Origin of the sequence: Streptomyces sp. NPDC087420 (assembly GCF_044744165.1) — a bacterium.
GTDB lineage: Bacteria > Actinomycetota > Actinomycetes > Streptomycetales > Streptomycetaceae > Streptomyces.
Window position 1 is genome coordinate 350,006 of the sequence record NZ_JBIUXU010000011.1, and the last position, 11,996, is coordinate 362,001.

The following is an 11,996-nucleotide window of genomic DNA, read 5'->3' on the forward strand; positions in this document are numbered from 1 at the left end:
GGCAACAACCCGCACCCGAAAAGCCAGCCCGCAGCGGGCAAATCAAGCCCGTCCGGCGATTGAGGACATCGGTAACCCGCGCCGCCCGCCGGGCACACCGCGCCCAACGGGTTAGCCTCAGGAACATGAGCCGGCCCCCCACCTGGACGCCCCCGCCCCGCACCCGCGCCACCCACCTCCAAACCCGCCGCGGCCGCTTCGCCGCGCTCGACGCGCGCCCCGTCGGCGTCCCGCAGGGCACCGCGCTGCTCGTTCCCGGGTTCACCGGCAGCAAGGAGGACTTCATCGCGCTGCTGGAGCCCCTCACCCAGGCCGGCTACCGGGTCGTCGCCGTGGACGGCAGGGGCCAGTACGAGACCGACGGGCCCGACACCGAAGAGGCCTACACGCAGGGCGAGTTGGCCGCCGACATCCTCGCCCAGGCCGAAGCCCTCGGGGCAAACGGCGCAGGCGGGGCAAACGGCGCAGGCGCCCCCCTGCACCTCCTCGGCCACTCCTTCGGCGGCCACCTGGCCCGCGCCGCCGTCCTCCTCGACCGCACCCCGTTCCGTTCGCTGACGCTGCTGTCCTCCGGCCCCGCCGAGGTCGCCCCCGCCCAGCGGGAGAAGCTGAAGCTGCTCCGCGACGCCCTCACCACCATGTCGATGGAGGACGTGTGGGAGGCCATGCGGGCGATGGACGCGCCCACCGAGGAGACCCCCACGGACGGCGCCGACCTGCGCCGCCGCTGGCTGCGCACCCACCCCGCCCAGCTGATCGCCGCCGGCCGCCAGCTGTGCTCCGAGCCGGACCGGGTCGCCGAGCTGGCCGCCGTACAGCCGCTGCCCAAGCACGTGATGTCGGGCGAGCGCGACGACACCTGGCCCGTGGCCTGGCTGGACGCGATGGCCGTCCGGCTGGGCGCCCGCAGGACCGTGATCACAGGCGCCCAGCACTCGCCGAACACCGACCGCCCCGCCGCGACGGCCGAGGCACTCGCCGACTTCTGGGACGACGCGTACTGGACAACGCGCACCCCGAAAGAACGGCGTCAGTAGTTGGACTGGAGGTGCTGCCAGAACCCGTCCCGCAGCGCCCGCCGCAGCATGGAGTGCCCCCGCAGCGACCGCTGGAGCAGCTTCTCCGCCTCGATCAGCAGATCCTGGTCCACCGGCCCCGGCAGGTACGGATGGCCCGGCAGCAGCTCCCCCATCGCCATCCGGCCCCGCTCCGCCAGCCACGTCGCCGCGATCTGCGCGCCGATGAAGCGCACCTGGTCGCGGGAGGGCGGCGGATCGCCCTCGTGCTCGTACGTCGTGACCGGCCGCCGCGTGACGAAGGGCTTGTAGAAGTCCAGGTCGAACGTGCGCTGGCTGTCGACCTCCCACAGCAGCGGCTCCGCCTGGTTCCGCCCCTCGGACGCCTCGATGCCCCACAAGTGGACCCGGGCCCCGTACCCCTGCGCCGCCTCGACCGCGGACACCAGGTCCTCGTCCCCGCCGACCAGGGCGGCGTCGCTGATGGCGCGGTGCCGGGCGAGCGATTCGAGATCCGTGCGGATCAGCGAGTCGACGCCCTTCTGCTGGTTGTTCGCGTTCAGGTTGCCGAGCCTGACCTTGACGTCCGGCAGCTCGGCGATGAACTGCTGCTCCGGGGTGTGGATCCGCCGTCTGGCCCCGTCGTACCAGTAGACGCGCAGCAGCCGGCTGTCCGCGAAGATGATCCTGGCCTTGTCGATGAAGGCCTCGATGATGCCTTCGGCGTCCAGGTCGAAGGACCGCCGGTCTTCCGTGCCCGCTACAAGCAACCCGGCCGCAGCATAGACGTAACCCGCGTCGACGAAGATGGCATGCGTGGACGGGGTCTTGGCGACCTCGGCGAGCATGCGCTGGAGCAGCTCGTTGGTGCGCTCCAGACGGGCACCGATGTCGTGGAGCTCTGGATTGATCTCTGCCTCGTTCATACGCGCTTCATTCTCCGTGGACCGCACCGTACCCGCCAGTAGTTAGCCACCCGAAAAATTTCCTTAGCGTAGGGAATGTTTGCAGAGGGCAAGCCGTTGCAGACTCTTGTAAGCAACGGTGGGCAAGCCCGCCATCCATAGTTCTCCAGCAGGAGGATCAGACGAAGGGAGAAGCGCGTGCGCTTCGAAATCATGCGTCTTGACGATGTCGACGGTTCCGCAGTGGACTCGACCGTCGTGGACGCCGCCTCCGTCAATCGGATCGTGCAGCAGGCCGCAGCGATGGGGCAGCGCATCTACATCCGACCGGCCGAGACCTCGGCCTCGTAACACTTACCCCATACCCGGACCACCGCTCGACGACCGATCACGCACGACGGACGCCTGACGACCGACGCCTTGTGAAAGCGCCCCTGTACGGATCACCCGTACGGGGGCGCTGCTGTCTGCTCAGGCGTTCTGGACGACCTGGGTGATGCCATTGATGATCTGCTGAACGGCGATCGCCGAGAGCATCATCCCCGCCAGCCGGGTCACCAGCACCACCCCGCCGTCCTTGATCAGCCGGATGATGACCAGCGAGTACCGCATCGTCACCCAGAGCACGGCGTGCATCGCCACGATCGCCGCCCAGACGGAGATCTGCGCCGCCGCGCCGTCCGCGTGCTGCACGGCCAGGATGACGGAGACGATCGCCCCCGGACCGGCGAGCAGGGGCATGCCCAGGGGTACGAGGGCGACGTTGACGTCCTTGGTCTGCTTCGGCTCGTCGGTCTTGCCGGTCAGCAGGTCGAGCGCGATGAGCAGCAGGAGCAGTCCGCCGGCGATCATCAGGGCGGGCACGGAGACGTGCAGGTAGTCCAGGATCTGCTGGCCGGCGACGCCGAAGACCGCGATCACGCCGAAGGCGACGGCCGCCGCCTGCCAGGCCATGGAGCGCTGGACCTTGGCAGGCCGGCCCGAGGTGAGGGCGAGGAAGATCGGCGTGATCCCGGGCGGGTCCATGATCACGAACAGGGTGAGGAAGAGGGAGCCGAATATGGCGAGGTCGAACACGGTGAGGGCCTAGCGGGAGTGACGGGCCGTCGGTCGGGCCCGTTCGGTGGGTGGGCGGAGAAGCGCAGAACACGGCGGGGCCGCGCGGGTGTGCGGTGAGAGGTGTGGGGTGGGGTGTGCGGAGGTACGGAATCGGCGCCGGGAGGCGTACCGCGTCGTCGGTTACGGGCGTCCGCCCGCGCCCGGTACCGGGAAGGCGCCCGAGGCGCGCCGGGTGATCTCGCCGTAGATCTCCGGATCGGTGGTGCACGCGCCGAGTTCCACGAACTTCCGGGTGCCGTGATAGTCGCTCGACCCCGTGCCCAGCAGTCCCAGGTCGGCGGCGAGGCCGCGCAGCCGGGCGCGGGTCGGCGCGTCGTGGTCCATGTGGTCGATCTCGATGCCGTCGAGTCCCGCGGCGGCGAGGCGCTCGATGGCAGACTCCGGCACCACCGCGCCGCGCGTGACGGCCTGGGGGTGGGCGAAGACGGTGACCCCGCCGGCCGCCTTGACCAGGCGGATGGCGTCGAAGGGGTCCAGCTCGTGCTTGGAGGCGTACGCGCGGCCCCCGTTGCCGAGCCACTGGGGCGTGAAGGCGTCGGAGACGGTCTCGACGATCCCCAGGTCGACGAGGGCGGTGGCGATGTGCGGGCGGCCGAGGGAGGCGTCGCCCGCGATCCGCGCGACCTGCTCCCAGGTGATCGGGACGCCCATCTCCTGGAGCTTGCGGACCATCGCCTGTGCGCGGGGGACGCGGTCGTCCCGTACCAGTTCGCGCTCGCGCAGCAGCTCGGGCTCGTCGGGGTCGAAGAGGTACGCGAGCATGTGCAGCCCGACGCCGTCGATACGGCAGGAGAGTTCGGCGCCGGTGACGAAGGTCAGGTCCCGGTCCAGGCCGGGCAGGGCGGCGATCGCCTCGGCGTGGCCCCGGGTGGAGTCGTGGTCGGTCAGGGCGACGACGTCGAGTCCGGCGGCGGCCGCGTTGCGGACCAGTTCGGCGGGGGTGTCCGTGCCGTCCGAGGCGGTGGAGTGGGTGTGCAGGTCGATGCGCACGACGCGGGACTCCGGGGCTCGGGACGGGCTGGGGGACGCTCCAGGATAACGGGGGGAACAGGGGATTCGAACGCCCGGTTCCGGATGCCGGAGGGAAGCCGCGTCAGGAGGGAAGCCCCGTCAGGACAGCAGTCGCGGCGAGAGCGCCCCGCAGGGCAGCAGCTCCACCTCCGCGCCCGCGTCCCGCAGGTCCGTCAGCACCAACTCGTCGTACAGGAGCAGCCCCGACTGCTCCGGCCAGACGATCGCCCAGAGCCACAGCCCGAGCGCCTCCCCCGCGAACACCGCCCGGTCGTCCGGAGCACCGTCCACCTGCCACAGAGGAGTGGGCCGCCCGGCGGCGAGCAGCTTGGCGTGCGGCGGGCGGTCGACCCGTATCCGCGGCCCCGGGTCCGGGCCGCCGATCCCGGCGTACCGCGCCCCGAGCCCGACCCCCAGCTCCTCGGCGACCAGCAGCAGTTCCCCGACCCCGCCGAGCGGCGCGGGGCCCGAGCAGGCGACGGCGGTGGCGCGTCCGCCGCTGCGATCGTCGCCCGCGTAGGCGACGCCGGTGTAGAGCCAGCCGACGGGCAGGGGCCAGGGCATCCAGACGGGGACGCGCGCCCGGTTCACCACCACGCCGAGCGCTTCCACGCTGGGCGGTATCACCGGCTGGAGCGGCTGGATCGCGCCGTGCGCGCCACACTCCCACGAGTCGGCGAAGAGGCCGGGCGCCCTGATCCGGCCACCGCACTTCGGGCAACTGGGTTCGCCCCTCATAGCGCCCCACGGTCCTCCCCGCTCGACGCCCCGTCAAGGACGATCACCTGGCCGGTCCGGGGAGACGTCCCTGATCGTCCCCGATCGTCCCTGATCGTCACTGATCATCGCGGACGGGCGGTTCGCCGACCGTCGGGTTCGAGCCAGGGCGCTCAGTCCAGCGGGACCGACCGGCGCAGCGGATCACGCAGGTCGGTGCCCCGGGACAGCCACCGCTCCTGGAGTTCCCGCGCCCCCCGCACCCGCTTCCACGCCGCCTCGTTCACCGTCATCGGCAGCAGCGGCAGGAACCGCACCGGATCCAGCGGCGCGTCCAGCGCCAGATCCGCCACCAGCCCGCCCGGCTCCCCCACCAGGACCGAGTGGAACGGCGCCCCCGGCCACAGCGGCCCGCCGACGTCCAGCGAGGCACCCGGGGCCACGACCACCCCTTCGACCTGCGGCGACGCGGCCAGTACGGCCAGCGGGCGCAGCACCTGGTCGGTGGCGGCGAGCCCGGCCCGTACCGACAGGACCAGCTCCGCCCGCGGCCCCTTCACCGGGTCGGCGAGCATCTGCGCCGGGTCCCCCATCGGCTGCGCGGACATGCCGAGCGTCGCGTACCGCACCACCTCGTCGTCGCCGCCGCCCGGGGAGTCCTGGAAGCGCAGCACCTCGAAGCGGTCCGTGCCCACGAAGGTCACCGCCGCGCGCGCGTCCGGTTCGCCCAGAGCGGTCCTGAGGTGGGCCTCGACCCGAGCAAGTATTTCTCCCATGCCGGGAGCATAGATCGCGTCAGGAACGGGCAGGAGGATCTATTGGCCCGCTGTCAGCTGATAGTCTTGGCCGCCGGTAGGGACAGCACGCAGAAGCGTGTCTCTCGAGTCCCGACACACGTCGTCCCCCACGGGGGACCGGCCGGAGGAGGTGGGGCTGCGGTGGATCGAAGTCACCCGGCCAGTACCAGCCGCTCTTCCGCACCTTTCCTTTCCTCTGTGATCTGAGGCCCCGCCCCTCTCGGGCCTGCGGCAGTTCGCACGACGGAAGAGCGCTTCAGCTCCCTTTTTTCTCGCCTGTCTGTAGCGAACGCCGTTACCGCGACTCCGCGGTACCGCCCGCTTTGCGGACGTACGCATCACGTCCCCATTCCGGGCTGTGCCACGCCTCGCCGACGGCCTCTCCGTGAAGGAGCCCGCCATGTCGATGATTCGTGACCTGCGCGCAGCGGTCCGTCCGTCCCTGCGCAAGACCAGTTCCAGTTACGGCAAGTACGACACGTACGACGCCACCCGCGACCCCTCCGCGTCGACCGCGGTCGTGGACTGCGCCGTCTACCGCGACGGCCGGCGGGTGAAGAAGGACCCGTGTGTCACGCCCCACGAGGCGATGCTGCGGGTGCGGGAGAGCGGCGGATTCGCCTGGATCGGCCTGCACGAGCCGACGGAGGAGGAGTTCGCCGGGATCGCCGCCGAGTTCGGGCTGCACCCGCTGGCGGTGGAGGACGCGGTGCACGCGCACCAGCGGCCCAAGCTGGAGCGGTACGACGACACCTTGTTCACCGTCTTCAAGACGATCCACTACGTCGAACACACCGAACTGACCGCGACGAGCGAGGTGGTCGAGACCGGTGAGGTGATGTGCTTCACGGGCCGGGACTTCGTGATCACCGTCCGGCACGGCGGCAAGGGCTCGCTGCGCACCCTCCGCCACCGCCTGGAGGAGGACGAGGAGCTGCTGGCCAAGGGGCCCTCGGCGGTCCTGCACTCCATCGCCGACCATGTGGTGGACGGGTACGTCGCGGTGGCGGCGGCCGTGCAGGACGACATCGACGAGGTCGAGATCGACGTGTTCTCGGCGCCGTCGAAGGCGGCGGGGCCGCGCGGCTCGGACGCGGGGCGGATCTACCAGCTCAAGCGCGAGGTGCTGGAGTTCAAGCGGGCGGTGTCACCGCTGCTGCGGCCGATGCAGCTGCTGAGCGAGCGGCCCATGCGGTTGGTCGACCCGGACATCCAGAAGTACTTCCGCGACGTGGCCGACCACCTGGCCCGGGTGCACGAGCAGGTCATCGGCTTCGACGAGCTGCTGAACTCGATCCTCCAGGCCAACCTGGCGCAGGCGACGGTCGCGCAGAACGAGGACATGCGCAAGATCACCTCCTGGGCGGCGATCATCGCCGTCCCGACGGCGGTCTGCGGGATCTACGGCATGAACTTCGACCACATGCCGGAGCTGCACTGGAAGTACGGCTACCCGATGGTGCTGGTCGCGATCGGGGTGGCCTGCCTGACGATCCACCGCACCCTCAAGCGCAACGGCTGGCTCTGAGCCGTATCAGCCCGCGTTTGCCGGTCGGTCTAAGCTGCGGCGCATGACTGAACCACTGCTCGGCCAGGCGCTCGTCGAGGAGGCCACGAAGAAGTCCGGCATCGTCTGGGTGCGGGGCTCCGGGCCCGAGAGGGCGCTCTGGTACGTGTGGCACGAAGGCGCCCTGTACCTCGTCGGCGACGGCCCGGGAGAGCAGCCCCTGCCCGGTCTCGCCGACGGGGCAGCCGCCGAGGTGACCGTACGGAGCAAGGACAAGGGCGGCCGGCTGGTCGCCTGGACGGCGTCCGTGGCCGAACTCGTACCGCGCTCGGAGGAGTGGGAGGCGGCCGTCGCCGAGCTGAAGGGGAAGCGGCTGAACGCGCCCGACGCCGAGGTGATGCCGGAGCGCTGGGCGCGCGAGTGCCGGGTCCTGCGGCTGACGCCCGGTGACGTACTGCGGGACCTGCCCGACGGCTCGCTGGCGGCCGCGCCGCTGCCCACCGGGGCGACGACCCGTCAGCCGGTTCCGGCGGCCCTGGGACGGCTCCTCTTCCCGCGCGGGAAGCGCGCCAAGGGCTGAGCCCGCCGTCCCCGCGCGAAAACCACCCGCGGGCCGGACGGGCCGTCAGCCGCCCTGGAGCGCGTCGCGAGCCGGACACCACTTCGCGGACACGCCCTAGGAGGACGACTCCGGCAGGTCGCTGCCGTAGTCGACCGTCTGCCCCTTCGGCGGCGCCTCCAGGGTGAACTCCTTGCCCCAGTCCGTCAGCGTCAGCGTCCCCGCGCCGCCCGCCCGCATCAGCTGGAGCGGATACGGCACCCCCACCAGCGACACGTCGAGCGTGCCGCCCGCGCCCTTGCTGGCGATGACCTTGATCGTGCGGATGCCGCCGACCTTGCTGTAGTCACCCTTCGTCAGTTCGCCGTGGAGCGACAGCAGTCCGCCGAGCAGCACCTTGATGTCGGTGAAGCCGCGCAGCTGCTTGTACGAGGGGTCCTCCCGCGGCACCTTCACGTACTTGTCCTGGAGCTTGTCCGCCGCCTCGGTGTCGCTCGTGCTGGGCGGCACGCCCTCCTTGCCGTCCGAATCGCTCTCGTGCGTCCAGAAACCGGCGTCGGCCTTGAGGAACAGCTCGTCCTCGATGCGCAGCAGCTCGAAGGTGTCGTCCTTGGACGTCACCGACCCGGTGCCGCCGTTCTCCTTGAGACGCATGTTGAGGCGGTACGTCTCCCCCTGGCTGACCAGGGCCCCGGAGAGCCGCACGGCCCCCGCGCCGTCCACCGCCGCCTGCGCCTTCTTCTCGATCCCGGCCGCCGTCAGCTTCCCCACCCCGTTGGTCCCCGCGTCCGGGTCCTCGGGGCTGCTGCACGCCGCGAGGAGTGCCACGAGCCCGGCGCACAACGCGAGGGAGAACACGGCCCGGCGGGCACGGCCGGAGGACATGGGAGCGGTCACGTACACACTGCCTCTCATACGCGGTGGGAGGTGGCAGACCGCAGCGTACCGGGGCCGGGCGAGGGGTCGGGCACGGAGCCTCGGGGACGCCGTACGGACGGATCCACCAGGGCGTGCCGCACGGGTACGGGCTAGCCTGAACCCGTAATCCCGCAGGATAGAAGGACAATCACGGGCAAGAGCCCGGTCGGCGGAACAGCGGCGGAACGACAACGGACGATCAAGGAGGCGCTCGGATGGCGGCAGGCGCGCCTCGGGTCTTCGTCTCGCACCTCGCCGGGGTGCCGGTCTTCGATCCCAGTGGCGACCAGGTGGGGCGGGTGCGCGACCTGGTCGCGATGCTCCGCGTCGGGCGGCGTCCCCCGCGGCTGCTCGGCCTCGTCGTCGAGGTGCTCAGCAGGCGCCGGATCTTCCTGCCCATGACCCGGGTCACCGGCATCGAGTCGGGCCAGGTGATCACCACGGGTGTGGTGAACGTGCGCCGCTTTGAACAGCGGCCGACGGAGCGTCTGGTCCTCGGCGAGCTGCTGGACCGCCGGGTGCGGCTGGTGGAGAGCGACGACGAGGTGACGGTCCTCGATGTGGCGATCCATCAGCTCCCGGCCCGCCGCGAGTGGGAGATCGACAAGGTCTTCGTACGGCGCGGCAAGGGCGGCGCGCTGCGGCGGCGCGGCGAGGCGCTGACCGTCGAGTGGTCGGCCGTCACCGGCTTCTCGCTGGAGGAGGACGGGCAGGGCGCGGAGAACCTGGTCGCGACCTTCGAGCGGCTGCGCCCGGTCGAACTGGCCAACGTGCTGCACCATCTGACGCCCAAACGGCGCGCGGAGGTGGCGGCGGCCCTCGACGACGACCGGCTCGCGGACGTCCTGGAGGAGCTGCCCGAGGACGACCAGGTGGAGATCCTCGGCAAGCTCAAGGAGGAGCGCGCGGCGGACGTCCTGGAGGCGATGGACCCGGACGACGCGGCCGACCTGCTGTCCGAGCTGCCCGACGAGGACAAGGAGCGGCTGCTGACCCTGATGCAGCCGCACGACGCGGCGGACGTGCGGCGCCTGATGTCGTACGAGGAACGCACCGCGGGCGGTCTCATGACGACCGAGCCGATCGTGCTGCGCCCCGACGCGACGGTGGCGGACGCGCTGGCGCGCGTACGGCAGCAGGACCTGTCCCCCGCGCTCGCCGCGCAGGTGTACGTCTGCCGGCCGCCCGACGACACCCCGACGGGCAAGTACCTGGGCACGGTGCACTTCCAGCGGCTGCTGCGGGACCCGCCGTTCACGCTGGTCAGCTCCATCGTGGACACGGACCTGCCGCCGCTGTCCCCGGGCACCCCGCTGCCGGCGATCACCAGTCATCTGGCCGCGTACAACATGGTCTCGGCGCCCGTCGTGGACGAGAGCGGCTCGCTGCTCGGCGCGGTGACGGTCGATGACGTGCTGGACCACATGCTGCCGGACGACTGGCGGGAGACGGGCTTCCGCGGCCTGGAGGAGGGCGGCCGTGGCGAGTGACCGTACGGAGAAGGACGGCGCCGCCAGAGAGCGGGCCCGGGCTGGGTCGACGGCGCTGACCCGCGGGCCCCGCGTACGGCTCGACCAGCCCCGGGCGCAGCGGCGCAGGCTGCTCCCCGACTACGACCCGGAGGCCTTCGGGCGGCTCTCGGAGCGGGTGGCCCGTTTCCTGGGGACGGGGCGCTTCATCGTCCTGATGACGCTGGTGATCATCCTGTGGGTGATCTGGAACATCACCGTCCCGAAGGCGCTGCGCTTCGACGAGTACCCGTTCATCTTCCTGACGCTGGCCCTGTCCCTCCAGGCGTCGTACGCGGCGCCGCTGATCCTGCTGGCGCAGAACCGCCAGGACGACCGGGACCGCGTCACGCAGGAGCAGGAGCGGGTGCAGAACGAGCGGTCGATCGCGGACACCGAGTACCTGACGCGGGAGATCGCGGCGCTGCGGATGGGGCTCGGCGAGGTCGCCACGCGCGACTGGCTGCGCTCCGAGCTCCAGGACCTGATGAAGGACCTGGGTGAGCAGCGGGACCGTCTGGCGGAGGGCGGCCAGGCGCGTGAGGAATCCGACCGCTGACGGTCTTCACGGTGGCGGTGCCGGGCGCCGTACCATCTCGGTATGGCTACCGACACGTACGGAACCGTCCTTCCCGCGGAAGACGCGGTGCGCGACGCACTGGCGACGGTGAACGACCCCGAGATCCACCGGCCGATCACCGACCTGGGCATGGTCAAATCGGTGGAGATCGGCGGCGACGGCGCGGTGGCCGTGACCATTTACCTGACCGTGTCCGGCTGCCCGATGCGCGACACCATCACCCGGACCGTCACGGAGGCGGTCGCCCGGGTGGCGGGCGTCACCCGCGTCGACGTCACGCTGGACGTGATGAGCGACGAGCAGCGCAAGGACCTGGCGGCGTCGCTGCGCGGCGGCAAGGCCGAGCGCGAGGTCCCGTTCGCCCAGCCGGGGTCGCTGACCCGGGTGTACGCGGTGGCGTCCGGCAAGGGCGGCGTCGGCAAGTCGTCGGTGACCGTGAACCTGGCGGCGGCGATGGCGGCCGACGGGCTCAAGGTCGGGGTGGTCGACGCGGACATCTACGGGCACAGCATTCCGCGGATGCTCGGGGTGGCCGGCAAGCCCACCCAGGTCGAGAACATGATCATGCCGCCGTCGGCGAACGGGGTGAAGGTCATCTCGATCGGGATGTTCACGCCGGGCAACGCGCCGGTGGTGTGGCGCGGGCCGATGCTGCACCGGGCGCTCCAGCAGTTCCTCGCGGACGTGTACTGGGGCGATCTGGACGTGCTGCTGCTCGACCTCCCGCCGGGGACCGGCGACATCGCGATCTCGGTGGCGCAGCTGGTGCCGAACGCGGAGATCCTGGTGGTCACCACCCCGCAGCAGGCCGCGGCCGAGGTGGCGGAGCGGGCCGGCTCCATCGCCGTACAGACGCATCAGAAGATCGTCGGCGTGGTCGAGAACATGTCGGGTCTGCCGTGTCCGCACTGCGACGAGATGATCGACGTGTTCGGTACGGGCGGCGGCAAGGCGGTCGCGGACGGGCTGACGAAGACGACCGGGGCGACGGTGCCGGTGCTGGGCGCGATCCCGATCGACGTACGGCTGCGGGAGGGCGGCGACGAGGGCAAGCCGGTCGTGCTCTCCGACCCGGAGTCGCCGGCGGGCGTGGCGCTGCGGGACATCGCGAACAAGCTGGGTGCCCGTCAGCGGGGCCTGTCGGGCATGTCGCTGGGGATCACCCCGAGGAACAAGTTCTGAGCCTCTGAGCCCGTGGTGACGCGGGCCGGGGACAGGGTGAGGGGGGGGGGGCGCGGCCGCCCCCCCCCCCCCCGGGGGGGGGGGCCGGGGGGGGGGGGGGCCCGGGGGGGGGCGGGGGGGGGTGCGCGCTCGCCCCGGACCCCCGGCCGGACGCCCCCCTGCCGCCGCCGGTCGCGC

General features: G+C 71.5%; 13 protein-coding genes. 7 read left to right on the forward strand and 6 right to left on the reverse strand.

The annotated features are described in order from the left end of the window. The first annotated feature begins 125 nt into the window (after nt 1-125). Entirely contained in the window at nt 126-1,037 is a 912-nt protein-coding gene (locus tag ACIO1C_RS24570) for an alpha/beta fold hydrolase (protein ID WP_401866836.1), read from the forward strand. Here the strand turns inward: ACIO1C_RS24570 and ACIO1C_RS24575 are convergent. After that, a complete protein-coding gene (locus tag ACIO1C_RS24575) occupies nt 1,031-1,942 on the reverse strand; it encodes an NYN domain-containing protein (protein WP_327234610.1) in 912 nt (303 codons plus the stop codon). The two genes, ACIO1C_RS24570 and ACIO1C_RS24575, sit on opposite strands and share 7 nt — an antisense overlap. 177 nt (nt 1,943-2,119) lie before the next feature. Here ACIO1C_RS24575 and ACIO1C_RS24580 point away from each other — a divergent pair, with 177 nt between their 5' ends. Then, the gene (locus ACIO1C_RS24580) at nt 2,120-2,272 is read left to right on the forward strand and encodes a hypothetical protein (protein WP_327234611.1); all 153 of its coding nucleotides are present in this window, start codon (nt 2,120-2,122) and stop codon (nt 2,270-2,272) included. 120 nt (nt 2,273-2,392) lie between these two features. On the opposite strand, the gene ACIO1C_RS24585 is transcribed toward ACIO1C_RS24580, so the two are convergent. From ACIO1C_RS24585 to ACIO1C_RS24600, 4 genes are all read right to left on the reverse strand, one after another. Then, nucleotides 2,393-2,998 (reverse strand): MarC family protein, encoded by a 606-nt coding sequence (locus ACIO1C_RS24585; RefSeq protein ID WP_401866839.1) that lies wholly within the window; start codon nt 2,996-2,998, stop codon nt 2,393-2,395. A 162-nt stretch (nt 2,999-3,160) separates the two neighbouring features. Next, nucleotides 3,161-4,030, reverse strand: a complete 870-nt coding sequence (locus tag ACIO1C_RS24590) for a PHP domain-containing protein (RefSeq protein ID WP_401866841.1) — start codon at nt 4,028-4,030, stop codon at nt 3,161-3,163. A gap of 120 nt (nt 4,031-4,150) precedes the next feature. Then, entirely contained in the window at nt 4,151-4,789 is a 639-nt protein-coding gene (locus tag ACIO1C_RS24595) for a DUF6758 family protein (RefSeq protein WP_401866843.1), read from the reverse strand. 152 nt (nt 4,790-4,941) lie between these two features. Further along, a complete protein-coding gene (locus tag ACIO1C_RS24600; RefSeq protein ID WP_401866845.1) occupies nt 4,942-5,544 on the reverse strand; it encodes a suppressor of fused domain protein in 603 nt (200 codons plus the stop codon). A gap of 421 nt (nt 5,545-5,965) precedes the next feature. Here ACIO1C_RS24600 and ACIO1C_RS24605 point away from each other — a divergent pair, with 421 nt between their 5' ends. Continuing rightward, the gene (locus ACIO1C_RS24605) at nt 5,966-7,093 is read left to right on the forward strand and encodes a magnesium and cobalt transport protein CorA (protein ID WP_401866847.1); all 1,128 of its coding nucleotides are present in this window, start codon (nt 5,966-5,968) and stop codon (nt 7,091-7,093) included. 43 nt (nt 7,094-7,136) lie between these two features. After that, complete coding sequence (locus ACIO1C_RS24610) at nt 7,137-7,652, forward strand: hypothetical protein (protein WP_401866849.1); 516 nt, start codon at nt 7,137-7,139, stop codon at nt 7,650-7,652. Between the two features lie 96 nt (nt 7,653-7,748). Here the strand turns inward: ACIO1C_RS24610 and ACIO1C_RS24615 are convergent, their stop codons facing one another. Continuing rightward, entirely contained in the window at nt 7,749-8,528 is a 780-nt protein-coding gene (locus ACIO1C_RS24615; RefSeq protein WP_401866851.1) for a hypothetical protein, read from the reverse strand. A gap of 236 nt (nt 8,529-8,764) precedes the next feature. Between ACIO1C_RS24615 and ACIO1C_RS24620 the strand changes: the two genes are divergently transcribed. Genes ACIO1C_RS24620 through ACIO1C_RS24630 form a run of 3 tightly spaced genes read left to right on the forward strand, consistent with a single transcriptional unit; the run spans nt 8,765 to nt 11,819 of the window. Continuing rightward, entirely contained in the window at nt 8,765-10,039 is a 1,275-nt protein-coding gene (locus ACIO1C_RS24620; RefSeq protein ID WP_401866853.1) for a magnesium transporter MgtE N-terminal domain-containing protein, read from the forward strand. Next, nucleotides 10,029-10,616 carry a DUF1003 domain-containing protein gene (locus ACIO1C_RS24625; protein ID WP_401866855.1) on the forward strand — a complete coding sequence of 196 codons (588 nt, stop codon included), beginning with the start codon at nt 10,029-10,031 and terminating at the stop codon, nt 10,614-10,616. Before ACIO1C_RS24620 ends, ACIO1C_RS24625 begins: the two co-directional genes overlap by 11 nt. Nucleotides 10,617-10,658: 42 nt before the next feature. Beyond that, nucleotides 10,659-11,819 carry an Mrp/NBP35 family ATP-binding protein gene (locus ACIO1C_RS24630; RefSeq protein ID WP_401866857.1) on the forward strand — a complete coding sequence of 387 codons (1,161 nt, stop codon included), beginning with the start codon at nt 10,659-10,661 and terminating at the stop codon, nt 11,817-11,819. Nucleotides 11,820-11,996 lie beyond the last annotated feature (177 nt).

Bases quoted from the DNA above. Each gene is read 5' to 3' on its own strand.
- ACIO1C_RS24570 (WP_401866836.1), top strand. From the start codon at position 126: ATGAGCCGGCCCCCCACCTGGACGCCCCCGCCCCGCACCCGCGCCACC.
- ACIO1C_RS24605 (WP_401866847.1), top strand. From the start codon at position 5,966: ATGTCGATGATTCGTGACCTGCGCGCAGCGGTCCGTCCGTCCCTGCGC.
- ACIO1C_RS24620 (WP_401866853.1), top strand. From the start codon at position 8,765: ATGGCGGCAGGCGCGCCTCGGGTCTTCGTCTCGCACCTCGCCGGGGTG.
- ACIO1C_RS24575 (WP_327234610.1), bottom strand. From the start codon at position 1,942: ATGAACGAGGCAGAGATCAATCCAGAGCTCCACGACATCGGTGCCCGT.
- ACIO1C_RS24630 (WP_401866857.1), top strand. From the start codon at position 10,659: ATGGCTACCGACACGTACGGAACCGTCCTTCCCGCGGAAGACGCGGTG.
- ACIO1C_RS24595 (WP_401866843.1), bottom strand. From the start codon at position 4,789: ATGAGGGGCGAACCCAGTTGCCCGAAGTGCGGTGGCCGGATCAGGGCG.
- ACIO1C_RS24610 (WP_401866849.1), top strand. From the start codon at position 7,137: ATGACTGAACCACTGCTCGGCCAGGCGCTCGTCGAGGAGGCCACGAAG.
- ACIO1C_RS24600 (WP_401866845.1), bottom strand. From the start codon at position 5,544: ATGGGAGAAATACTTGCTCGGGTCGAGGCCCACCTCAGGACCGCTCTG.